The sequence below is a fragment of the Geodermatophilus sp. YIM 151500 genome, from assembly GCF_025716945.1.
GTDB lineage: Bacteria > Actinomycetota > Actinomycetes > Mycobacteriales > Geodermatophilaceae > YIM-151500.
On the sequence record NZ_JAOVZT010000013.1, the window covers coordinates 86,907 to 109,458 of the forward strand.

Here is a 22,552-nt window from a genome sequence, read left to right on the forward strand (position 1 = left end):
TCAGGCGGCCCGGGTGGTGGCGGCGACGGCGAGCGCGTCGAGGGCGCTGCGGGCGTCGTCGCTGATCGGTGCCCCGGCGATGGCCGCGCGGGCCACCGCGGTGCGCTCGGCGATGCGCTCCTCCACCCGCCGGCGGGCGCCCGTGGACTCCATGAGCGCGCGCAGCGCGTCGAACTCCTGCGGCCCGGCCGACGGGTCGCCCAGCGACTCGGCCAGCAGCCGGCGCCCGGCCGCATCCGCGGCCTGCTCGGCCAGGGCGACCAGCAGGGTCCGCTTGCCCTCGCGCAGGTCGTCGTCCGCGGACTTGCCCGTGACGGCCGGGTCGCCGAACACGCCGAGGACGTCGTCGCGCAGCTGGAACGCCTCGCCGAGGGGCAGCCCGATCGCGGTGCAGGCCTCGAGGACGTGCTCGTCGGCGCCGGCCAGCGCGGCGCCGAGCTGCAGCGGCCGCTGCACGGTGTAGCCGGCGCTCTTGTAGCGGGCGACGGTGAGCGCGCCCTGGGGCCCGGGCAGCCCGCCCGCCGCGCGCAGCAGGTCGAGGTACTGGCCGGCGGTCACCTCGGTGCGCATGGTGTCCCACACCGCCCGGGCCCGGATGAGCGCGGGCACCGAGATGCCCGAGCAGCGGAGCAGCTCGTCGGACCAGACCAGTGCCAGGTCGCCGACCAGGATCGCCGCCCCGGTGCCGAACAGCGCACCGTCACCGGCCAGGCCGCCGTCGCCGTGCGCGGTCGCGAAGCCGACGTGGGTGGCCGGGCGGCCGCGGCGGGTGACGGCGCCGTCCATGACGTCGTCGTGCACCAGCGCGCTGGCGTGCACGAACTCCAGCGCCGCGACGGCACGCAGCACGGCGGCGTCGTCCTCGGCCGGCACGGATGCACCGGCGACCGCGCCGCGCCAGCCCCAGTAGGCGAACAGCGGTCGCAGCCGCTTGCCGCCCGCGGCCAGGGCGCAGACCTCGTCGACCACGGGGGAGAGCGAGGGGTCCATCGCGGCGAGCGTCTGCCGCTGCCGCTCGAGGAAGGCCTCCAGCGCCGCCGACACCGCACCGCGCACGCGATCGAGGTCGGCCGCGGCGAGCGGGACCCGGATCGCGGACTCGGTCGCGCGCTGCTGGGTACCGGCCGTCACGGGCTCAGTATCGCCCGATCCGGCGGGCCACCACCTCCGGAGCAGCTCGTCCGGGGCACGCGGTGTCGTGATCACGCACCTCCTTCGCCCGGCGGGAGCCGCCCGGATGCAGGCCGCGGCCCGGTTCCGCGCCCGTCCCGGACCCGCGCCGGCGTCCCGCACCCGTACCCTCGTCGCTCGTGACCCGGACCGTGCGCGAGCTGCTCGCCGAGGGGCGCCCGACGTGGTCGTTCGAGTTCTTCCCGCCGCGCACGCCGGAGGCGCACACCCAGCTGTGGACGGCGCTGCGCGAGCTGGAACGGCTCCGCCCGTCGTTCGTCTCGGTCACCTACGGCGCCGGCGGCACCACTCGGGAGGGCACCGTGTCGGTGACCGAGCGGATCTCGGCCGAGACGACGATGACCCCGCTGGCGCACCTCACCGCGGTCGACCACAGCGTCGCCGAGCTGCGGCACGTGGTGAGCCGGCTCGCTGCCGCGGGCGTGCGCAACCTGCTCGCCCTGCGCGGCGACCCGCCGGGCGCCGACCCGCAGGCCGAATGGACGGCCCACCCCGAGGGCCTGTCCTACGCCGCCGAGCTGGTCTCGCTCATCAGGACGATGGGCGACTTCTCCGTCGGCGTGGCCGCGTTCCCGGAGCGGCACCCGCGGTCGCCGGACTTCGACACCGACGTCGACATGTTCGTCGCCAAGTGCCGGGCCGGCGCCGACTTCGCCATCACCCAGATGTTCTTCCGTGCCGACGACTACCTCCGGCTGCGCGACCGGGTGAGCGGCCGCGGCTGCGACGTGCCGATCATCGCCGGGGTCATGCCGGTGACCAACGTGCGGCAGATCACCCGCATCGTGCAGCTGTCGGGCCAGGCCTTCCCGGAGGACCTGGCCGCACGCTTCGCCGAGCTGGACGGCGACACCCCCGAGGCGAAGGCCGCGGTGCGCGCCTACGGCGTCGAGGTGGCGACCGAGCTGTGCCGCCGGCTGCTCGACGAGGGCGTGCCCGGCATCCACTTCATCACCATGAACCGGTCGACGGCGACCCGCGAGGTGCACGCCAACCTGACCGGCGCCGGGGCGACGGACCTCGCGCGGGCGTCGGCCGCCGGCTGACCCGCGCAGCGACGCCGCGCCGCCGGCCGACCGTGCTCAGCCACCGCCCGCTGCGCGTCCCGGCGCCGGGCGTCCGTCCTCGTCGTCGAGGACGGCGGCCGCCCGCGCCGCCGCCTTGCGCAGGGCCTGCCGCTCGGCGGCGTAGCCGCCGGCCACCCCGACCACCGGGAACGCGGCCAGCGCGCGGTGCCGCAGCCGGCCCTTGGGCCGGGCGTCGAGCGCCTCGTCGATGCGGGCCAGCAGGCGGGCGACCCGCCACAGCGTGCGCACCACGCCCCGCCGTCCGCGGGGTCCCAGCGCCTCCTCCCGGTAGGTGCCCCGCGCCCGCTGGAGGAGGGGCTCGACCCGCCCGGCGGGGAGGTCGCGGTCCAGCAGCACGCGGGCGAGCAGGCTCACCCGCTCGGCCGGTGCCCGGACGCCGTGCTCGCCGGCCACCCCGAGGACCACGACCGACTGCGCCGCCGCCCCGACGGCGTTCTGCACCGGGAGCAGGTCGGCGAGCCGGCCGAGGACGCGGGGGAGCGCCGAAGCGAGCGCGACCACCCAGGGCACGCGCTCGGCCCACCAGCGGTCGCGCGCGACCCGGGGTCGGCCCGGCGACCGTCGGAGGCGGTCGGCCAGCGGGGTGACCAGCCGGTCGACCCGGCGGAGGACGTCGACGACGACCGCGTCGCTGATCGGAGGTGCCACGGGGGGCGCTTGCCCCGCCCCGCGGCGGCCGAACCGTGCCCGCCCGCCGGTGACCCGGAGCGGAGCACGCGCGCTCGCCCGGCAGTCGGCGCCACGGCGGACGGTCGACCGGATCGGCCCTGCTGGCCGTGGCCGGTGCGCGACGGTCAGCGCGCTGACCTGCGCAGTCATTTGATGCGCGAGCCGCCGTCCAGTACCATCGAACACACGTTCGACAAGGAAGGGGAAGGTCATGGGCGAGCTCGCCTCCGCACTGGACGCGCTGGCCGCCGACGACCTCGACGGCCTGTCCGACGGTGAGCTGCTGGACCGGGTGCGTGAGCTGGCGGTCGCGGAGCACCGGATCACCGCCGCGCTGACCCGCACCGTGCGGCGCGCCGAGGTGCGCCAGGCGGCCGAGCACGACGGGCTGACGTCGATGCGGCCGTGGCTCACCGGGCACGCCCGGCTCTCCGGCGCCGCGGCGTCCCGCCTGCTCGCCCAGGGCCGGGCGCTGGACCGGCTGCCCGCGGTCGAGGCCGCTTACGCCGCCGGGCGGCTGGGTGACGACGCGGTCGACGTGCTCGCCGAGATCACCCGGCCGGAGAACCTGGACAAGGCCGCCGCGCAGGGCGTCGACCTGCCCGCCATGGAGGCCGCGCTGCTCGACGTCGCGGTCGGCGGCACCCACCGGCAGCTGCAGTCCGCGGTCGGGCACTACTTGGCCGCTCTCGACCCCGACGGGCCCGAACCCGACCCCACCGAGGGCCGCGCGCTCACCCTGAGCTCGCACCCCGACGGGTCGTGGACCCTCGGCGGGGCGCTGGACACCGTCGGCGGGGAGAAGGTGGCCACCGCGCTGGAATCCATCGCCGCCGCGTCACGCTGCGCCGGGGAGACCCGCACCCGTGCCCAGCGGCTCGGCGACGCGCTCGTGCAACTGTGCGACCTGGCCCTGGCCTCCGGGCAGCTGCCGATCTTGCGCAAGGTCCAGCCGCACGTCCTCGTCACCGTCGGCCTGACCGAGCTGGCAGACCCCGCCCTCGGCCCCGGCGCGGCCTGCACCGCCCTCGGCGCCACCCTGTCCGCCGCCCGCGCCCGTTGGGCGGCCTGCGACGCCCAGCTCACCCGCCTGGTCCTCGACCCCGACGGGCTGCCGCTGGACGTCGGCCGCCGGCCCCTGCGCAGGGGCCCGCCGCGTGCGGAGCGCGTGGCGGGGGGCGCAGGGGTCCTTTCCTTCGCCGGCTGCACCGCCCCGCACTGGTGGTGCGACGTGCACCACCTGGTCGAGTGGATCCAGGGCGGCGAGACCAGCCTGGACAACTCCGGCCTGCTGTGCGAACGGCACCACACCAAGGTCCACCACGGTTTCCGGGTCGAACGCGACGACACCGCCCCACCCGGAGCCCGATGGCGCACCTACCGCCCCGACGTCACCGAGATCCTCCTCACCGCGCCCCTGCGGGTCTGACGTGAGCTCCCGCGCCCCGATCACCGGGGGAGGGAGACGGAGTGGCTCGGCCGTGCGGCGGAAAAGCGAGTGCGCTCCGGCATCCGCCGCGCGCGGCCACGCCGTCCCGGGCCGACACGGCCTCCCGTCGTGGCTGTGAGTCGGCTGTAGGTCTCGCGCAGCACGCCGACCGGGGCTGCGGCCGTCGTACCGTGGCTCCCGTGGTCGCGTCGGGGTACGGAGCGGCGCGGCGCTGGGCCGTGGTCGCCGTGCTGGCCGGCGTCCTGTTGGCCCTGCCGTCGGTCGTCGGCGCCCTACCCGCCTCCGACGCCGACGTCCCGGCCCCGCAGCTGAGGGCCGACGCGCTGGCCAGCGCCGACGTGGCGTTCTCCGGCTACGCGGAGTCGGCCGGAGGGCTGACCCTGCCCGTCGGCGACCGCCTCTCGCGGCTCTCCGACCTGGTGAGCGACCGGACGCTGATGCGCGTGTGGGACGCCGGGCCCGACCGGCGCCGGGTCGACGTGCTGGCGGCCGGCGGCGAGACCGGCTACCACGCCGACGGCGCCGGCGGTTGGGTGTGGGAGTACGAGGACGCCCGTGCCACCCGCACCGCGCCGTCCCCGCTGTCCCTGCCGACCCCTCCGGACCTGCTGCCGACCTCGCTGGGTCGTCGGTTGCTCTCCGAGGCCGCCGACGAGGAGCTCAGCCGCATCGGCGCCCGGCGGGTCGCCGGGCGCGACGCGCTCGGCCTGCGGCTGGTGCCGTGGGCGCCGGCGGCCGCCGTCGAGCGGGTCGACGTCTGGGTGGACGCCGCCAGCGGGCTGCCGCTGCAGGTGCAGGTGTTCGGCGCCGCTGACGTGCCCGCGCTCGACACGCGCTACCTCGACCTCGAACTGGGCTCGCCGGATCCGGCGGTGACGTCGTTCGTCCCGCCGCCCGGCGCCCGGGTCGCCCTCGACCGCGAGCGGGACCTGCTCGAGCAGGCCGACCGGCGCATCGCCCGCGTGCCGCTGCCCGCCGAGCTGGCCGGGCTGCCGCGCCGCACCATCGAGGGCGCGCCCGCGGCGGTGGGGCTCTACGGCCGCGGGGTCACGCTGCTGGCCGCCGTCCCGGTGGCCGGACGGCTGGCCCGGGACGTCGCCGGCACGCTGCGCGCCAGCCCGGAGGCCGTGGACGACGGGCGGGGCCTGCGGGTCGCTGCCGGTCCGCTCGGCCTGCTCGTGCTCGACCCCCCGGGGGAGGGTGCCTGGCTCGTCGCGGGCACCGTCACCCTCGACGCGCTGGCCGCCGCGGCCGCCGCGCTGCCCCCGCCGGCGGAGGAAGGGTGACCGCGGTGATCGTCACCCGCGGCCTGGTCAAGCGCTTCGGCCGGGTGCGCGCCGTCGACGGGATCGACCTCGACGTCCGCGCGGGCGACGTCTACGGCTTCCTCGGTGCCAACGGCTCGGGCAAGACGACCACGGTGCGCATGCTGCTCGGGCTGGTGCTGCCCACCGCAGGCGAGGTCGAGCTGCTCGGCCGGCGGATGCCCCGCGCCGCGCGCTCGGTGCTGCCCCGCGTCGGCGCGCTGATCGAGGGACCCGCGCACCACGGACACCTCTCCGGCCGTGCCAACCTGTCGCTGCTCGACGCCTCCGGGCCCGGCGGGTCGTGGCGGACCAGGCGGCGGCGGATCGACGCCGTGCTCGAGCAGGTCGGCCTGGCCGGCGTGGGCCGCCGCCCGGTGGCCGCCTACTCGCTCGGCATGCGCCAGAGGCTCGGGCTGGCCGGCGCGCTGCTGCGCCGTCCGGAGCTGCTCGTCCTCGACGAGCCCACCAACGGCCTGGATCCGCAGGGCATCGCCGAGATCCGCGAGCTGCTGCTCGAGCTCAACCGGCAGGGGACGACGGTCTTCCTGTCCAGCCACCTGCTGGCCGAGATCGAGCAGATGGCCACCCGCGTGGGCGTGCTCGACCGCGGCCGGCTCGTGCTGCAGGACCGGCTGGCCACGCTGACCGCGCCCACCGGCGCGACGGTGGTGCGCACCCCCGAGCCCGACCGGGTGCGCGCAGCCCTCGACGGGCGGGTCACCGCGGTCGACGGCGAGCGGGTCGTCGTCAAGGGCGACGACCCGGCGGAGGTGAACGCGCTGCTCGTCGGCGCGGGCGTGCCGGTCATCGGGCTGGCGCCGGAGCGCCCCACGCTCGAGGAGGTCGTCCTGGCCGCGGCCCGCGCCGCCGGGGACCGGGTCGAGGTCCGGGAGCGCGGCCGGTGATCGCCGTCGAGCTGCACAAGCTGTTCCGCCGACCGCGGACCTGGACGACGATCGCCGTCCTCAACGCCCTGCCGTTGCTGGTCGCGGTGCTGCTGCAACTCACCGACCTGGCCCCGCGGCCCGGTGAGGGCCCGCCGTTCCTGTCGGCCGTGCTGACCAACGGCACCCTCTTCCCGCTGGCCGCACTGGCCATCGTGCTGCCGCTGTTCCTGCCGATCGCGGTCGCGGTCGTCGCCGGCGACTCGGTGGCCGGCGAGGCGCAGGCCGGCACGCTGCGCTACCTGTTGGCCCGGCCCGCCGGGCGGACCCGGCTGCTCGTCGCCAAGCTCGTCTCGGTCTTCGCGTTCGTGCTGGTCACCGTGGTCGTCGTCGCGGCGGTCGGCTACGTCGTCGGGACGACGCTGTTCGAGGCGCAGCCGATCGCGGGCACCTCGGTGTCGGGCAGCACGCTGACCCCGGAGGAGCTGACCGGTCGCACCGTGCTGGCGATCGGCTACGTCACGGTGTCCATGCTCGGGGTCGCGGCGTTCGCGCTGTTCTTCTCGACGTTCACCGACTCACCGCTCGGGGCGACCCTCGGCGCGCTCGCCGTGCTGGTGACGTCGTCCCTGCTGTTCACCCTGGACGCCGCCTCGCCGATCGCGCCCTACCTGCCCACCCGGTACTGGCTGGCATTCGTCGACCTGTTCCGCGACCCGATCCTGTGGCGCGACGTCGTCCGTGGGCTGGCCCTCCAGGGCGTCTACGTCGGCGTGCTGCTGACCGCCGCGTGGGCCAACTTCACCACCAAGGACATCACCAGCTGATGAAAGGACCCCGTCCTCCCCACCCCTCGCACGCTCGGGGCGGGACCCGGGACGGGGCCGCTCATGCCCCCCGCCAGGCGCCGCGCACCGCGGCATCGGCGGCGTAGTCGGCGAACGACGTCGCGGCCCGGCCGGTGAGCTGTTCGACGGTGCGTGTCGGGACGTCGTCGCCGAGGGCCCGCAGCGCCGCGAAGGCCTCGATCTCCCGGCGGACCTGGGCGGCGTCGAGCCCCGAGCCGGTCATCGTGCGCCAGTAGTCGTCGGGCTCGCCCAGGTGGCGCACCGGGCGGCCTGCGGCGCGGGCCACGACCCCGACCGCCTCGCCGAAGGAGAGCGCCTCCGGTCCGGTCACGTCGTACGTGGCGCCGGTGGCGGCCTTCCCGAGCAGCACCGCGACCGCGACCGCCGCGACGTCGCCGGCGTCGACGAACGCCTGCCGCACGTCGCCCACCGGGACGACCACCTCGCCGGCGAGCACCGCGTCGCGGAACACACCCTCGTCGAAGTTCTGGTCGAACCAGTCGGCGCGGACCACCGACCAGGCCGGACCCGCGTCGCGGACCGCGGCCTCGGCCGCGAGCAGCCGCTCATCGCCCATCGCCTCGACCGCGCGGCTGGACAGCAGCACGAGGCGGCGCACGCCCGCGTCGGCCGCCCGGCGCAGGAAGGCGTGGTCGACCGGGACGCCGTCCGGCGCCATGACGAACGCGCCGGTCGCCCCGTCCACGGCGGCGTCCCAGGTGGCCGGCTCGGTCCAGTCGAAGCGCACGGCGGCGCTCGGCGAGGCCGTCGTCACCGGGCGCCCCGCCTCCCGCAGCAGCCCGGCCACCCGGCGGCCGACCGAGCCGGTGGCGCCGAGCACGAGGATCCGTCCGTCGTCGGTCTCTCCGGTCACGGCGCCACCCCAGCACGAGGCACCGACGGTTCGCGGAGGAGATCCGTGCGGTGGACCCGCACGGATCTGTTCCGCATCAGCCGCCGAGGCGGACGCAGTCGGCGGCGGTCAGCTCGACCGGGGCGGGGCCGGCCAGCTGCTCGAGCACGATCTCCTGCACCAGCGGGTCGCGCGGCAGATCGCCGTGGCCGATCCGGGCGTCGGCGCACACCGCCTGCACGGGCACGTTGACCGCGCCCTCGAGCCGGGCGGACTCCGGTGGCGTCACCGTCTCGTCCCGCTCCGTCCACACCGACACCCAGGTGGGCCCCTCGGGGGTCTCGTCGCCGGCGTTGAGCGCGGCGAGCAGGTCGCTGCCCGTGGCCAGCTGCCGGCAGCCCTCCGGGCACGAGGCCGGGGCGACGTCGACCGCGAGGTCGGCCAGCGTCGTCCCGTGGTGCGGCGAGCCGAGGGTGACCACCCGGCGGGTCAGCCCGGCGCCGTCCCCGTCGACCCACAACCGCGCCACGACGCCGCCGGCCGAGTAGCCGACCACATCCACACCGGCCGCGCCGGTGCGGTCCAGCGCCGCCCGGGCGGCCCGGCCGAGTTCCGCGGCGGCGGCGCCGAGGTCGCCGGTGCCGTCACCGGGCCACCGGACGACGGTGGCGTCCCGGCCGGCCGCGGTCAGCCGGTCGGCGAGGCTCTGCACCGCGCCGGTGGACCCGCCGTACCCGGGGACGACCAGCACCGGGCCCGGCTCGTCCTGCGGGACCGGGACGACCTCGCCGGCGGCCAGCCGCGGCACGAGCAGGACCGCGCCGGCCCCGACGACCGCGGCGACGGCGAGTGCCAGCAGTCCGACCACGAGCCGGCGGCGGGCGGGGGCGAGACCGGCGAGCACGCCTCTACTGTCCCTGCTGCACCCGGTCCCGCCACCGCCGGTGCCGCGGAGGAGGGAGGACCGTGCTCGACCGCGAGGAGTACCTGGCCGCGTGGGCGCGCTGGCACGGCGACGCCGATCCCACGGCCGGCCGGCTGGTCCGCGGCTGGCTGTCGGCGGCCTACACCCTGGCCCGGGTGCTGCGCTGGGTGCCGCCGCTGGCCGCCACCGCGCTGGGCCTGCTGGTGGCGGTGGCGGGCGCCGCCGTGGTGCCCCTCGGCGCCTGGGGCCTGGTGGCGGGCGGGCTGCTCGTGGGCCTGTCCGGTCTGCTGGACTCGCTCGACGGTGCACTGGCCATCGCCGGCGGCCGGGCGTCGCGGCGCGGTTTCGTCCTCGACTCCGTCGTCGACCGGCTCACCGAGGTGGCCTACACCGTCGCGCTGTGGCTGGCCGGCGCCCCCGGGCTGCTCGCCGCGGCCTTCGGGGCGCTGTGCTGGCTGCCCGACTACCTGCGCGCCCGCGCCGGACAGGCCGGCGTCCGGGAGACCGGCTCCATCTCGGTCTGGGAGCGGCCGACCCGGGTGGTCCTGACCGGATTCACCCTGGGCGGGGCCGGCGTCCTGTCGGCCACCGGGGCGGCCGGTCCGGTGATCACCGCCGGGACGGCGGTCGGCGTCCTGCTCGGCCTCGTCGGTACCGCACAGCTCGGCATCTGGCTGCGCCGCGCGCTGAGCCAGTGAGCTCCGACCGGCACACCGGGACCGCCTGCTCACCCAGACGATGTGACACGCCCGGGCGCGCGGCCGGTGGGCCGCCGTGGGACGACGGCTCGACCGGCGCGACACGCCCGGGATCCCTAAGGTGGACCAGCCCGCCCACCGTCCCGGTCCCGCGTGGCCGGCCCGCCGATGCGCCACCGAGGGAGCGTCCCGTGCCCGTCGCCGTCACCGGTTCGATCGCCACCGACCACCTGATGACCTTCCCCGGCCGGTTCGCCGACCAGTTCGTCGTCGGCGAGATGGAGCACGTCTCGCTGTCGTTCCTGGTCGACGACCTGGTGCAGCACCGCGGCGGCGCCGGGGCGAACATCGCCTACGGCCTGGGGCTGCTGGGCCTGGCGCCGGTGCTCGTCGGCGCCGTCGGCAGCGACTTCGCCGACTACGAGGCCTGGCTCTGCCGGCACGGCGTCGACACCCGCAGCGTCCACCGTTCGGAGCTCAAGCACACCGCGCGGTTCGTCTGCACCACCGATCAGGACAACAACCAGATCGCCTCCTTCTACTCGGGCGCCATGGCCGAGGCCGCGGACATCGAGCTCGCGCCGGTCGCGCACCGGGTCGGCGGCCTGGACCTCGTCGTGGTCGGCCCCAACGACCCGACGGCGATGGCGCGGCACACGCAGGAGTGCCGCGACCGCGGTTACCCGTTCGTCGCCGACCCCAGCCAACAGCTCGCCTGGGCGGACGGCGCGCTGATCCGCGACCTGGTCGACGGGGCGGACGTGCTCTTCACCAACGAGTACGAGGCCGCGCTGCTCCTGCAGAAGACCGGCTGGAGCACCGAGGAGGTGCTCGCCCGCGTCGACACCTGGGTCACCACCCGCGCCGCGGACGGCGTGCTGGTGCGCCGGGCGGGGGAGGAGCCGCTGTCGGTCATCGCCGTCCCGGAGACCAAGCCGGTGGAGCCGACCGGAGGCGGCGACGCGCTGCGCGCCGGCTTCATCGCCGGGCGCGCGTGGGGCCTGGGCCTGGAGCGGGCGACCCAGCTCGGCTCGGCGGTGGCGACGGCGGCCGTCGAGGTGGTCGGCACCCAGGAGTACGACCTGCCGAGCGCGGAGTTCCTGGCCCGCTTCGCCGACGCCTTCGGCGCGGACGCCGCCGACGAGGTGGCGCCGCACCTTCCCGGCTGACCGCCGTCCCGGCGACGCCCGGTCAGGACCCGTCGCCGCGGATGCGTTCGCCGACCGAGGGGTCCTCGCTCCACCGGCGGTAGGAGATCCGCCGGATCTCCGACACCGCGCCGATGGTGGTCCACTCGTTCCCGCCGAGGCGGGCGAGCGGCCGCAGCTGCTCGACGCGGGGCCGGCCGTCGCGGACGGCGCTCTCCCACACGCTGATGCGCAGCACCCGGCCGAACACCACGGTGCTGTCGCCCAGGCGCAGCGCGGCGTGCAGGGTGCACTCGAGCGCGACGGGGGACTGGGCCACCCGCATGGTGCCGATCAGGTCGCTGGGCTCGAGCCGGACGCCGGTGTGCTCGGCCTCGCTGTGATCGGGCGGGAAATCGGTCGCGGTGGCGTTGACCTGCTCGATCAGCGGCTCGGGTGCCAGGTTGATCGTGAACTCGCCGGTCGCCTCGGCGTTGCGCAGCGAGTCCTTGCGGCCCACCGAGGTGAACTGCACGACCGGCGGGTCGACGCACGACACGGTGTAGAAGGAGTGCGGCGCCAGGTTGTGCACACCCTCGGCCGACCGCGTGCACACCCAGGCGATCGGCCGCGGCACCACCACCGAGTTGAGGATCCGGTAGAAGGCGCTGGCGTCGAGGACGCCCGGGTCGAAGTGCACGCGGGACGGGGAGTCGGCTGGGGTCACGGCCCCATCGTGGCCGCCTCGACCGGCTCCGGCGCGCGCAGGACCCGCGGCCGGCGGGGCCCGGGCCGCCGACGCCCGCCTCCGCTGGACGCACGCCTACAGGGCGCGACCGCGCCAGGTGAGCGTGCCGCGCCGCCGGCCGAGCAACGACCGCGCCATGAGCACGTCGAACAGCAGCACCGAGACCGGGTGGGCCAGCGCGTCGGGCCACACCGGCCCGCCGCTGCGCGCGGCGACCACGGCCCGGCCGGCGACCCCGGCCGCGTACCCGACCAGTCCGGCCCGCGACCCCGCGAGCGCAGCCGCCGCCGGGAGCACGTAGACGGCCGTGAGGGCGGCCGCCGCTGCCGCGCTCGCGCCCGGGCGCCCGCCGGCCGCCGCCCACAGCGACTTGCTGTAGCCGTCGCGCAGCTGCGGCCACCCGTCGTACATGCGGCAGGCGGCGAGGCCGAAGCCGTCGATCGGCCCGCCGCGGCCCCCCGCGCGCTTCACGGCGCGCAGCAGCGCGATGTCCTCCAGCACCTCGCCCCGGACGGCGGCGTGCCCGCCCGCGGCCTCGTACGCGCCGCGCCGGACGACGAGGAACTGGCCGTTCGCCGCGGCCAGCGACGGCCGGCGGGACCGCTCCGCGAGCCGCAGCGGCAGCGTGGTCGCCCACAGCCACGGCGACAGGGGCTGGACCAGGCGCTCGGCGGCCGATGCGGCCAGCGGCCGGGGCCAGGGCGACACGAGGTCGAGGCCGTGCTCGTCCAGGACGGCGACGGCGGCCGCCACCGCTCGCGGGGCCAGCCGGACGTCGGCGTCGACGAAGACCAGGACGTCGTCCGGCCGGCTGCCGCCGTGGACCTCCCCGGCCGCGCGGGTGCCGGCATGGGCCGCGCCGGTGGCGCAGGCGTGCGGCTTGCCGAGCCAGCCGGGCGGCGGCGGGTCGGCGGTCACCAACCGCACGCGGGGGTCGGCGACGCCGCGCACCACCGCGGTGGTGCCGTCGGCCGAGCCGTCGTCGACCACGACCACGCACAGGTCGTCGACGCCCCGCTGCGCCAGCACCGCCGCCAGGCAGTCGCCGACCCGGTGCTCCTCGTCGCGCACCGGCAACACCACGACGACCCGGCGGTGCACCGGCGGCGGGTCGCCCGGCGGCCGGCGCAGCAGCCCCGCGTTGACGGCCGCGTGCCCGGCGCCGACCACCGCGAGAACGGCCGCCACCCGGAGCGCGCCCCGGGCCGGCACGCGGACCACCCGCCGGATCGCATCGCGCCGCAGCGCCGTCCTCACCGGCGGACCGCCGCCGCCCGTCGCCGCTGGACCAGAAGCACCGCCAGCACCGGGAGGGCCAGCGCCGCGCCCCACGCGGCGGAGCCGGGCAGGCCCAGCCAGCCCGCGTGCGCCACCGCACCGCCGAGCGTCATCCACCCGAGGACGAGCAGCGCGGGGGCGTCGCCGGTGCGTGGGGAGCGGGGCAGGGCGGTGCGCGCCACGAGCGGGTCGAGCAGGGACATCAGGACCACGCCGGCCAGCAGCCATCCGGCCAGGTTGGTCAACGGGACGGTGTCGATGCCCGGCAGGCCGGGACTGGGGTCGGCCCACGTCCAGTAGCCGGCTTGGACCATCTGCGGGTCCAGGACGACGTCCCACCCCGCGAACACCGCCGCTGCGGCGACCACGCGTGCCGGCCGGCGGCGGCTCGCGCGGACGGGCGCGGCCAGCCGCCGGGCGAGCACCCAGCTCGGCCACGCCATCATCAGCCAGGCCAGCGGCACCAGCAGCGGCACCCCGAGCAGGGTGGGACCGAGGGTGTCGCTGTAGGTGTACCTGCCGTACGGGAAGCCGGTGGCCAGGCCGATCGCCTCGAAGGCGACCGCCACGGCCGTGACCAGCGCGAGGACGGCCAGGCCGCTGCGCGGGCCGCGGGACGCGCCGGCGTGCACGACCGACAGCGAGGCGCCGAGCAGCACGATCGTCCAGCTCACGACGTCACGCGCGGCGCCGGACGCCAGCGGGTAGGCGATCGCGGCGAGGACGAGCAGGACGGCGAGAGCGAACGGCAGCCCGCGGAGCAGGCCGTCGCCCGGGGCGGCGCGGGCGGCCGGCGCCGCGGTCACCTCTGCGCTCCGCGACGGCCCGCGCGCAGGCGGACCAGTGCGGTGCCGGCGGTGGCGCGGGCGCGGGCCAGCGGCCGTTCGTCGGCGAGCAGCAGCCGGGCCGCCGTCCGGCCGGAGTTGCCCTGCACCCCGCCGCCGGGGTGGGTGGAGGCGCCGGCGAGGTAGAGGCCGCGCAGGCCGGGCACGCGGTAGCCGGACAGGGCAGGGGTGGGCCGGAAGGCGAACATGCTGGCCAGCCCCATGTCCACGTGCATCACGTTGCCACGGGGCAGGGACAGTTCCCGCTCCAGCGCCAGCGGCGTCTGGACGTACAGCCGCTGTACCGAGTCGGCGAAGCCCGGCGCGAACCGGTCGACGGCGGCGACCAAGCGCTGCGCCGCGGGTTCGGCCAGTGCGTCCCAGTCCGCGCCGTCGGCGGTCTCGTACGGGTACCACTGGCCCCACACCGTCACCACGTGCTGCCCGGGCGGGGCCAGCGTGGAGTCGCTGGCCGAGAAGCACATCGCCAGCGGCACCGGTTCGCGCGGCAGGTGCCCGGCCAGCCAGTCGCCGTGGGCGGCGGCCAGCTGCGCCCGGTCGGTGCACAGCAGTTGCAGTCCCTGTAGCGATTCGTGCTCGGGGACGCCGGGATAGCGGGGCGGCGCGTCGGTCAGCGCCCGCAGCACCAGCCCGAAGCCATTGCCGAGGGGCGGGTCGGCATCGGCGAGGGCGCGAGGTGCCGCGGCGCCGGCCAGCTCGCGGGTGGCCCGCACGTGGCAGGCGGCGACGACGGCGCGGGCGCGGATCCGCCGTCCGGACACGGTCTCCACCCCGCCGACGCGCGCGCCGCCGCCGTCGTACCCGACGAGCAGCCGGGCGGCGCCGTCACCGAGCGCGACCCGTCCGCCGTCGGCCTCGAGCCGTCGGCGCAGCGCCTGGGTGAGACCACCGGAGCCGCCCACGGGGTGACCGGGCGGGACGTCGTGCAGCAGGGCGGCCCAGCCGACCATCGCCGCGGTGCCCGGCTCGGACATCGGGGGGCCCGACTGCGCGCCGAACCAGGCGAGCGCCGCCTTCAGCCGCTCGCTGCGGAACCACCGGTCGAGCAGCGCATCCCCGGAACCGAGGAAGTCGACGGCCAGGTCGCCGCCGGACGTCCGCGGCGCCCCTCCGGACGGCGCCCCGAGCGGCCAGAAGGCGCGGACGAGCTGCGCGGGGGCGGGGCGCCGTCCGAAAGCGGCGACGACGGCGCGGCTGCGCGGCCCCCACACGCCGACGAACCGGCGGTAGGCGGCCGCGTCGTCGGGACCGCACGCGGCGGCGATCGAGGCGCAGGTGGCGTCGAGGTCGACGGAGAAGACGAGCGGGCAGCCGTCGGGGCCGGGGTCACCGGGTGCCGGGGCGGGCGCGAAGCCCCACGGGTCGCAATCGAGGTAGCGCAGGCCGACGGCGCCCAGGTCGAGCTCCTCGGGGATCCCGCTGTGACGGATCATGACGTGGGCGCTGGAGCCGCGGTCGACGCGAACACCGGGCCACCGCTCGACGGTGGAGACCGCTCCGCCGAGCACCTCGTCGCGCTCGACCACCTCCACCCTGCGGCCGGCCCGGGCCAGGTAGCAGGCGGCGACCAGGCCGTTGTGCCCCGATCCCACGACGACGACGTCGACCCGCTCGTCGGGGGCGTCGCGGGCGCCGGTCGGCTCGCCGCTCCTCCCGGGAGCGGACGGCACGCCGGTCAGCCCCCGCCCCGCCGGTCGGCGGGGCGGAGGGGGAGCCGGACGCCGAGGATGGCGAACGGCCGGGCGTCGCCCGGGAAGTGGTAGCCGCGCGCCAGGTCGACGAAGCCCTCGGCCCGGTAGAGCCGGAACGCCTTGGTGTCGGCGTCGGGGGTGGAGAGCAGCGCGGTGTCGTAGGGCAGGTCGGCGAGCAGGGCGTGCAGCAGCTGCCGGCCCACCCCGCGGCTCTGGGAGTCGGGGTGCACGTGCAGTTCGCAGACCTCGAAGGCGCCGGCCAGCCAGCGCTTCGCCGTCCGCCGGTCGAGGGCGGCGCGGACCTGGTCGTGCCACCACTGCCCGGGTGCGGTGAGGTAGCCGTAGCCGAAGCCCACCAGCCGCTCGCCCTCCTCGGTCGCGGCGAAGGCGCCCACCGCGCGGAAACCGGGGCGCTCGGTGTGCTGGACGGCGTACCCGTACCGGCCCGCGACGACGGAGGAGTCGTAGCCCATCGCGAGCCCGTAGATGGTGAGCGCCTCGTGCATGTGCTCGCGCAGCCAGCGGATCGGCAGATCGGTGACCCGCGTGGCCGGGGTCGTGCCCGTCACGGGGCCCCCACCGGTGCCACCTCGTCGGCCGGGCCGCCCGTGACGGTGAGCCGGCGGGCGACGGGTGCACCGCCCACGGTGAGCGCGGTGGGGTCGGTCGGCCCGTTGCCGACCTCGGCCGCCGTGCCGGCGGTGAGCCGGAGCAGTTCGTCGTAGGTGGTGGGGAAGACGGCCGAGGGATGACCGGCGGCCGCCCAGACCCGGTCGTGGCGCGCCAGCTCGACGTCGACCAGCGTGCCGATGGGGTACGGGTGGCCGACCGGCGCCACGCCGCCGATGGCCTGCCCGGTGTGCCGCCGGACGAACGCGGCCCCCGCGCGGGCGATCCGGGCGACCCCGAGCAGCCCCGCGACCTTGTCCTCGTCGACGCGGTGGGCACCGCTGGTGAGCACCAGCAGCGGTTCGTCGCCGACGGCGAAGACCAGGCTGTTGACGATCGCACCGATCGGCACGCCGAGCTCCGCCGCCGCCGCCGCGGCGGTGCGGACCTCCGCGGGCAGCACCTGCACCTGACCGGTGCTGCCGGCCTCGGCCAGCGATCGGGCGACCTCGGCCACGCGGGGGTGCACCGGTCGGGTCATGCGGTGATCCTGCCACCGGGCCGGGCCGCCCGCTGTCGGCCCGGGACCGGCAGGAGGGTGAAGCGCCCGCGCCGGCTTGACGGCCGGGCCGGCGTCCGGTCTACTTGCCGGTGTTCGAACACGCGTTCGAAAGATGCCGGCTCGGCCGCTCCGGGTCCTTCCCCGCCCGGGCGGTGGAGCCGGGCCGGGGGCGCAGGAAGGGGAGTCTGCCATGAGCCGGGTGCTCGGTGAGGTCGCCGGCCGGGTCGGTGAAGAGGTGCAGGTCGAGCGGGGCCCGGCCGGGCCGGCGCAGTTCTGGCGGGGCGGCAGCCGCTACGTCGTGGGGGAGCTGCTCGACTCGTGGGTGGAGACCCCGCCCTGGTGGGACGCCGAGATGCGCGGGGGTGCCTCGGCCGACCTGGTTGCCACGCAGCAGGTGTGGCGGATCGAGGCGGTGCGGGCCGGCCGGTCCCGGATGAGCTTCGCCGGCGTGTACGACCTGTCCTGGGACGCCGCGGCCAACCGCTGGTGGCTCGTGCGGGTGCACGACTGATGGCCGCCGCCCGGGCCGTGCCGGCCGCCGGCCAGCTGCCGCTGCCCCCTCCGGTGCCCGTCGCCGCCGGCCAGCTGCTCGGCCAGGCCCACCGCGCGCTCGGCGAGGCGGCCGGTTCCACCGACCCCCGGCAGCGGTACGCGACGGCGCACCTGGCGGCGCTGCGCGGGGCCGCGGCCGTGCTCGCCGCCCGCACCCGTCCCGAGGGCGGGCGGCGGCGCCCGCGCAGCGCCTGGGTGCTGCTCGGGCAGGTGGCGCCGGAGCTGGAGGAGTGGGCCTCCTTCTTCGCCGCCGGCGCGGCCAAGCGGGCGGCCGCCGAGGCCGGCCTCTCCCGGGCGGTCACCCCCCGGGAGGCCGATGACCTGGTCCGTGACGCCGGCACCTTCCTCACGGTGGTGGAGAGCTGCCTCGGGCAGGAGCCGCCTCCGCCTCCCCGACCCCGGCTGGTCGCCGGGCAGCGGAGGTGAGCGACCCCTTCGTCCACCTGCACGTCGCCTCCGGCTACTCCATGCGGTACGGGGCCAACCACCCGGCCGACCTGGTGGCCCGCGCCGCCGAGCACGGGATGGCGGCCCTGGCCCTCACCGATCGCGACGGGCTCTACGGGGCGGTGAAGTTCGCCCTCGCCTGCCGCGCGGCCGGGGTGCGGCCGCTGTTCGGGGTGGACCTCTCCGTGGCGCCGACGCTCGACGCGGCGTTGCCGCCCGCGCTCGCCCCCGGCCTCGGGGAGGCGCCGGCTCCCCGCGCGCGCCGCGCGCACCCCCCGGGTGGGCAGCCGGCCGGCCGGCCGGCGCGGCGGGTGCCGGCCCGCGGCGGGGCGAGCGTCGACCCGCGGCTGCCGCGGGTCACCTTCCTCGCCCGCGACGGTGCCGGCTGGCGGTCGCTGTGCCGGTTGACCAGCGCCACGCACCTGCGCGGCACCCGGGGCGAGCCGGTCAGCTCGCTGGCGGTGGCCGCCGAGCACGCGACCGGGCTGGTCGCGCTGCTCGGGCCGGGTTCCCCGGTCGGCCGGGCGCTGGCCGCGGGGCGGGCCGACCTCGCCGAGGCGCACCTGGACGCCTGGCGCGCGGTGTTCGACGCCGGCCGGCTGGTCATCGAGGTCGTGCACCACCGCGGCCGGGGCGACCGGGCGCGGGCGCAGGCGCTGCTCCGGTTCGCCGACCGGACCGGTGTGCCCGCGGTCCTCACCAACGCCGTCCGCTACGTCGACGCCCTCGACGCGCCGACCGCCGACGTCCTCGACGCCACCCGCCGGCTGGTGCCCCTCGGGCAGCGGCACGTCGACCGGCGCACCGCCGAGGGCTACCTGAAGTCGGGCAAGGAGATGGCCGAGGTCGCCGACGACCTGGCCGGCCCCGACCGCGACGCCGCCCTCCGGCTGCTCGAGCGCACCGCCCGGCTGGCCGAGCAGTGCGCCGTTGACGTCCGGGCCGACCTGGGCATCGGCACCGTCCGCTACCCGGAGCTCGACGTGGTCACCACGCCCGCCGAGCGGGGGCTGACGCCGGCGCAGGTGCTGCGCGCCCGGTGCGAGGCGGGCCTGGGCCGCCGCGGCATGGTCGACACCCGCACGGTGCGGCAGCGGCTCGACGAGGAGCTGGCGGTCATCGACCAGCTCGGCTACCCGTCCTACTTCCTCACCGTCGCCGACGTGGTCGACCTCATCAAGAGCTCGAGGGTCCGGGCGGCGGCGCGCGGGTCGGGGGCCGGCAGCCTGGTCACCTACCTGCTGGGCATCTCCGACGTCGACCCGATCCGCTACGGCCTGCTGATGGAGCGCTTCCTCTCCCCGCTGCGCCACCAACTGCCCGACGTCGACATCGACGTGGAGTCGGCCCGGCGGATGGAGGTGTACGACGCGGTGATCGAGCGCTTCGGCGCCGACCGGGTCAGCTGCATCTCGATGATGGACACCTACCGGGTGCGCCACGCCATCCGCGACGTCGGCGCGGCGCTCGGGCTGCCGGTCGCCGAGGTCGACGCGGTCGCCAAGGCCTTCCCGCACATCCGGGCCAGCCAGGTGCACGCCGCGCTGCGCGACCTGCCCGAGCTGCAGGCCAGCCGGCTGGGATCCCGGCGGACCGGCGGCACCGGCGACCTCGACCTGCTGTTCGACCTCGTCGCCCGGCTCGACGGCCTCCCCCGGCACATCGCGCTGCACCCCTGCGGGGTGCTGCTGTCCGACGCCACGCTGCTCGACCGCACCCCGGTCGAGAACAGCTACCTGGGCTACCCGATGAGCCAGTTCGACAAGGACGACGTCGAGGAGCTGGGGCTGCTCAAGCTCGACCTGCTCGGCATCCGGATGCAGTCGGCGATCGCGCACGCCCTCGACGAGGTGGCCCGGGTCGACGGGGAGACCGTCGACATCGACGCGATCCCGCGCGACGACCCGACGACGTTCGAGCTGATCCAGAGCACCCGGACGCTGGGCATGTTCCAGATCGAGTCCCCGGGGCAGCGCGAGCTGGTCGGCAAGTTCGGTCCCCGCACGTTCGAGGACATCATCATCGACATCTCGCTGTTCCGGCCCGGGCCGGTGAAGAGCGACATGGTCACCCCGTTCCTCATGGCCCGGAACGGCTGGCGGGAGCCGGTCTACCCGCACCCCGACCTCGCTCCCGCCCTGGAGCAGACCGCGGGGGTGGTGGTCTTCCACGAGCAGGTGCTCCAGATCGTGGCGCGGATGACCGGCTGCACCCTGGCCGAGGCCGACGAGGTGCGCCGGGCGCTGGGGGAGAGGGACGCCCATCCGGAGGTGCGTGCCTGGTTCATGCCGCGGGCGCTCGACGAGGGCTACCCCGTCGAGGTGGCCGAGAAGGTGTGGGAGGTGCTGGCCGCCTTCGGCTCGTTCGGGTTCTGCAAGGCGCACGCGGCGGCCTTCGCGCTGCCCACCTACCAGTCGGCGTGGCTGAAGACCCACCACACCGCGGCCTTCCTCGCCGGGGTGCTCACCCACGACCCGGGCATGTACCCGAAGCGGCTGATCCTCGACGACGCCCGCAACTTCGGCGTCCGGGTGCTCGGCCTCGACGTCAACGCATCGGCCGACACCTACCGGGTCGAGAAGCTCGCCCCGGAGTGGCTGCGTGGGGATGACACCGACGGATCCACTCCGGTCGGGTCGCGGCCGGGGTGGATGCCCGCGACGATGCCCGACCCCTCCCGCTACGGCATCCGGCTGTCCCTCTCCGACGTCAAGGGCATCTCCGACGACGAGGTCGTCCGCATCCGCGCGGGGCAGCCCTACCGGTCGCTGGCCGACTTCTGGCAGCGGGCCTCGGTGTCCCGGCCGGTGGTCGAGCGGCTGGTGCTGGCCGGCGGGTTCGACTCCCTCTACGGGTTCGGCATCCGCGACCGGGAGGCCGGCCGGCCCACCCGCTCCCGCCGGCAGGTGACCCGCCGTGACCTGCTGCTGCAGATCGGTGAGCTGGACCGGTGGAGCCGCGGCGGCGCCCGCGGCGGGGTGGTCGGGCAGCTCAGCCTCGACCTCATGGGCCTGGAGGGTGCCGACGCCGCCGGCGGGACCGGTGAGACCTCGACCAGCGGTGGGGAACCGGCGCTCGACTGGGCGGCCGGCAGCGGGCTGCCCGAGTTCACCGACGCCGAACTGGTCCGCGCCGAGCTCGAGGTGCTCGGCCTGGACGCCAGCCGGCACGTCGTCGCCTTCTACCGGCCCTTCCTGGCCGCGCTCGGCGCGGTGCCGGCCGGTGAGCTGCTCGGCTGCCGCAGCGGGGCCGAGGTGCTGGTGGCGGGGGTCAAGGTGGCCACCCAGACCCCGCCCATCCGGTCGGGACGCCGGGTGGTGTTCGTGACCCTGGACGACGGCACCGGCTGCACCGACTCCACCTTCTTCGAGGACGCGCAGGGACCGTACGCGGCGACGGTCTTCCACTCCTGGCTGCTGGTCATCCGCGGGGTGCTGCGGCGCACCGGCCCGCGCGGGGTGTCGCTGCGGGCGACCGGCGCGTGGGAACTGCCGGCCCTGCACGAGGCGTGGGAGGCGGAGGGGGTGCCCGCGGTGGCCGAGCTGATGGCCGCGCCCGGGCGGTACACCGAGCAGGCGATCGCCGGGGCGGCGGCGTCGCACGGTCCGCGCCCGGTGGTCGTCAAGCCGGTTCTCGTCCACCCCACCGGCTTCCGGATGTCGCCGTACGCCGACATCAAGCCGGCCGGCGACGACACGATGACCCGCGTCCGGCGGGAGGCCGGAGCGCCGCGCAAGCTCTGGCACTCCAGCCCCGGCAGCTCCGGTCACTGACCCTCCGCGACGGTGTGCGCAGGCGCCCGGCCCGCCATCGGGAAGGGGATCCCCGCACACCGTCGCGGCCCGGGACGGCGCGGTGGCCGGCGCGGCACCGGGTGCCCGTGCCGCCGTTACGCTCCGGACGTGACGACCGCCTCCCGGGCCGCGGAGCAGCTCCCCGCCCGCACCGCCGCGATGTGGTCGGCGCTCGACGCGGTGCTCGGCGCCGGCTCGGCGCTGCGCGTGCTCGACGTCGGCGGCGGCAGCGGCACCCTCGCCGTCCCGCTGGCCCGGGCCGGGCACGACGTCACCGTGGTCGATCCCAGCGCCGACGCGCTGGCCACCCTCCGCCGCCGCGCCGAGACCGCGGGCGTGGGCGCGCGGGTCCGCGGCGTCCAGGGCGACGGCGACCTCCTGCACGAGGTGCTGCCCGCCCTCACCGGCGGAACCGGTGCCTGCGGAACCGGCGACGGCGGCGACGGCGGTTACGACGTCGCCCTGTGCCACTCGGTGCTCGAGGTCGTCGACGACCCCGCGACCACCCTCCGCGAGATCGCCGGCGCCCTGCGGCCCGGCGGGCTGGTGAGCGTGGCGACGACCAACCGTGCCGGCGCCGTCCTCACCCGCGCGCTGAGCGGTCACCCCCGCGAGGCGCTCGGCCTGCTGGAGGGCCGCGACGCCGAGCCCGGCCGGGCCCGGCCGGTGCGCCGCCGCTTCGATCCCGCCGGTCTGCTCGCGCTGGTGGAGGAGGCCGGCCTGCGACCGGGGCGGTGGCGCGGCGTCGCCGTCGTCGCCGATCTGCTGGAGTCCGCCTCCGGCGCCGATCCCGACGCGATCCGCGCCGTCGAACTCGCCCTCGCCGAGGTCTCGCCCTACCGCGACGTCGCCACGGGGCTGCACCTCCTGGCCGAGCGGCCGTGAGGCCCGCCCGCCACGCGGCGGACGGCGCCCGGCCCGGCCCGCCGCTGCCCCCGGACCCGCTGCCCCCGGACCCGCTGCCCCCGGACCCGCTGCCCCCGGAC

General features: G+C 77.0%; 21 protein-coding genes. 11 read left to right on the forward strand and 10 right to left on the reverse strand.

Annotated features, from left to right (window positions below; all coding sequences use genetic code 11):
- On the reverse strand, positions 1-1,131 hold the full coding sequence (locus OF117_RS18585; protein ID WP_263554334.1) for a polyprenyl synthetase family protein: 1,131 nt from the start codon (positions 1,129-1,131) through the stop codon (positions 1-3).
- Between the two features lie 179 nt (positions 1,132-1,310).
- On the opposite strand from OF117_RS18585, the gene metF reads away from it, so the two are divergent.
- Positions 1,311-2,237 (forward strand): methylenetetrahydrofolate reductase [NAD(P)H], encoded by a 927-nt coding sequence (gene metF, locus OF117_RS18590; protein ID WP_263554335.1) that lies wholly within the window; start codon positions 1,311-1,313, stop codon positions 2,235-2,237.
- Between the two features lie 36 nt (positions 2,238-2,273).
- On the opposite strand, the gene OF117_RS18595 is transcribed toward metF, so the two are convergent.
- Positions 2,274-2,927, reverse strand: a complete 654-nt coding sequence (locus tag OF117_RS18595; protein ID WP_263554336.1) for a hypothetical protein — start codon at positions 2,925-2,927, stop codon at positions 2,274-2,276.
- 232 nt (positions 2,928-3,159) lie between these two features.
- On the opposite strand from OF117_RS18595, the gene OF117_RS18600 reads away from it, so the two are divergent.
- From OF117_RS18600 to OF117_RS18615, 4 genes are all read left to right on the forward strand, one after another.
- Positions 3,160-4,377, forward strand: a complete 1,218-nt coding sequence (locus tag OF117_RS18600) for an HNH endonuclease (protein WP_263554337.1) — start codon at positions 3,160-3,162, stop codon at positions 4,375-4,377.
- Between the two features lie 200 nt (positions 4,378-4,577).
- Entirely contained in the window at positions 4,578-5,684 is a 1,107-nt protein-coding gene (locus tag OF117_RS18605; RefSeq protein WP_263554338.1) for a transcriptional regulator, read from the forward strand.
- Positions 5,681-6,610, forward strand: a complete 930-nt coding sequence (locus OF117_RS18610) for an ABC transporter ATP-binding protein (RefSeq protein WP_263554339.1) — start codon at positions 5,681-5,683, stop codon at positions 6,608-6,610. Before OF117_RS18605 ends, OF117_RS18610 begins: the two co-directional genes overlap by 4 nt.
- The gene (locus OF117_RS18615) at positions 6,607-7,416 is read left to right on the forward strand and encodes an ABC transporter permease (RefSeq protein ID WP_263554340.1); all 810 of its coding nucleotides are present in this window, start codon (positions 6,607-6,609) and stop codon (positions 7,414-7,416) included. The genes OF117_RS18610 and OF117_RS18615 overlap by 4 nt, the downstream gene beginning before the upstream one ends.
- A 61-nt stretch (positions 7,417-7,477) precedes the next feature.
- Here the strand turns inward: OF117_RS18615 and OF117_RS18620 are convergent, their stop codons facing one another.
- Both OF117_RS18620 and OF117_RS18625 read right to left on the reverse strand, forming a co-directional pair.
- Complete coding sequence (locus OF117_RS18620) at positions 7,478-8,311, reverse strand: NmrA family transcriptional regulator (protein WP_263554341.1); 834 nt, start codon at positions 8,309-8,311, stop codon at positions 7,478-7,480.
- 76 nt (positions 8,312-8,387) lie between these two features.
- Complete coding sequence (locus OF117_RS18625; RefSeq protein ID WP_263554342.1) at positions 8,388-9,194, reverse strand: lipase family alpha/beta hydrolase; 807 nt, start codon at positions 9,192-9,194, stop codon at positions 8,388-8,390.
- A 62-nt stretch (positions 9,195-9,256) separates the two neighbouring features.
- On the opposite strand from OF117_RS18625, the gene OF117_RS18630 reads away from it, so the two are divergent.
- Positions 9,257-9,913 (forward strand): CDP-alcohol phosphatidyltransferase family protein, encoded by a 657-nt coding sequence (locus tag OF117_RS18630; protein WP_263554343.1) that lies wholly within the window; start codon positions 9,257-9,259, stop codon positions 9,911-9,913.
- Positions 9,914-10,104: 191 nt separating this feature from the next.
- A complete protein-coding gene (locus OF117_RS18635; protein WP_263554344.1) occupies positions 10,105-11,082 on the forward strand; it encodes a carbohydrate kinase family protein in 978 nt (325 codons plus the stop codon).
- Positions 11,083-11,104: 22 nt separating this feature from the next.
- Here OF117_RS18635 and OF117_RS18640 read toward each other — a convergent pair whose 3' ends face one another.
- From OF117_RS18640 to OF117_RS18665, 6 genes are all read right to left on the reverse strand, one after another.
- Positions 11,105-11,767 carry a flavin reductase family protein gene (locus OF117_RS18640; RefSeq protein WP_263554345.1) on the reverse strand — a complete coding sequence of 221 codons (663 nt, stop codon included), beginning with the start codon at positions 11,765-11,767 and terminating at the stop codon, positions 11,105-11,107.
- A 96-nt stretch (positions 11,768-11,863) separates the two neighbouring features.
- Positions 11,864-13,045, reverse strand: a complete 1,182-nt coding sequence (locus OF117_RS18645; protein WP_263554346.1) for a glycosyltransferase — start codon at positions 13,043-13,045, stop codon at positions 11,864-11,866.
- Entirely contained in the window at positions 13,042-13,872 is an 831-nt protein-coding gene (locus tag OF117_RS18650; protein WP_263554347.1) for a carotenoid biosynthesis protein, read from the reverse strand. The genes OF117_RS18645 and OF117_RS18650 overlap by 4 nt, the downstream gene beginning before the upstream one ends.
- The gene (locus OF117_RS18655; protein WP_263554348.1) at positions 13,869-15,581 is read right to left on the reverse strand and encodes a phytoene desaturase family protein; all 1,713 of its coding nucleotides are present in this window, start codon (positions 15,579-15,581) and stop codon (positions 13,869-13,871) included. The genes OF117_RS18650 and OF117_RS18655 overlap by 4 nt, the downstream gene beginning before the upstream one ends.
- 5 nt (positions 15,582-15,586) lie before the next feature.
- A complete protein-coding gene (locus tag OF117_RS18660) occupies positions 15,587-16,171 on the reverse strand; it encodes a GNAT family N-acetyltransferase (protein WP_263554349.1) in 585 nt (194 codons plus the stop codon).
- Positions 16,168-16,752: a YbaK/EbsC family protein gene (locus OF117_RS18665; RefSeq protein ID WP_263554350.1), complete on the reverse strand. Its 585-nt coding sequence runs from the start codon at positions 16,750-16,752 to the stop codon at positions 16,168-16,170. The genes OF117_RS18660 and OF117_RS18665 overlap by 4 nt, the downstream gene beginning before the upstream one ends.
- 211 nt (positions 16,753-16,963) lie before the next feature.
- On the opposite strand from OF117_RS18665, the gene OF117_RS18670 reads away from it, so the two are divergent.
- From OF117_RS18670 to OF117_RS18685, 4 genes are all read left to right on the forward strand, one after another.
- Complete coding sequence (locus OF117_RS18670; protein ID WP_263554351.1) at positions 16,964-17,284, forward strand: DUF6504 family protein; 321 nt, start codon at positions 16,964-16,966, stop codon at positions 17,282-17,284.
- Entirely contained in the window at positions 17,284-17,751 is a 468-nt protein-coding gene (locus OF117_RS18675) for an SAV_6107 family HEPN domain-containing protein (protein WP_263554352.1), read from the forward strand. The genes OF117_RS18670 and OF117_RS18675 overlap by 1 nt, the downstream gene beginning before the upstream one ends.
- The gene (locus OF117_RS18680) at positions 17,748-21,545 is read left to right on the forward strand and encodes a DNA polymerase III subunit alpha (RefSeq protein WP_263554353.1); all 3,798 of its coding nucleotides are present in this window, start codon (positions 17,748-17,750) and stop codon (positions 21,543-21,545) included. The genes OF117_RS18675 and OF117_RS18680 overlap by 4 nt, the downstream gene beginning before the upstream one ends.
- 129 nt (positions 21,546-21,674) lie before the next feature.
- Complete coding sequence (locus OF117_RS18685) at positions 21,675-22,451, forward strand: class I SAM-dependent methyltransferase (RefSeq protein ID WP_263554354.1); 777 nt, start codon at positions 21,675-21,677, stop codon at positions 22,449-22,451.
- Positions 22,452-22,552: the final 101 nt, after the last annotated feature.

Coding starts and splice junctions, on each gene's coding strand:
- OF117_RS18600 (WP_263554337.1), top strand. CDS start 3,160: ATGGGCGAGCTCGCCTCCGCACTGGACGCGCTGGCCGCCGACGACCTC.
- OF117_RS18665 (WP_263554350.1), bottom strand. CDS start 16,752: ATGACCCGACCGGTGCACCCCCGCGTGGCCGAGGTCGCCCGATCGCTG.
- OF117_RS18670 (WP_263554351.1), top strand. CDS start 16,964: ATGAGCCGGGTGCTCGGTGAGGTCGCCGGCCGGGTCGGTGAAGAGGTG.
- OF117_RS18675 (WP_263554352.1), top strand. CDS start 17,284: ATGGCCGCCGCCCGGGCCGTGCCGGCCGCCGGCCAGCTGCCGCTGCCC.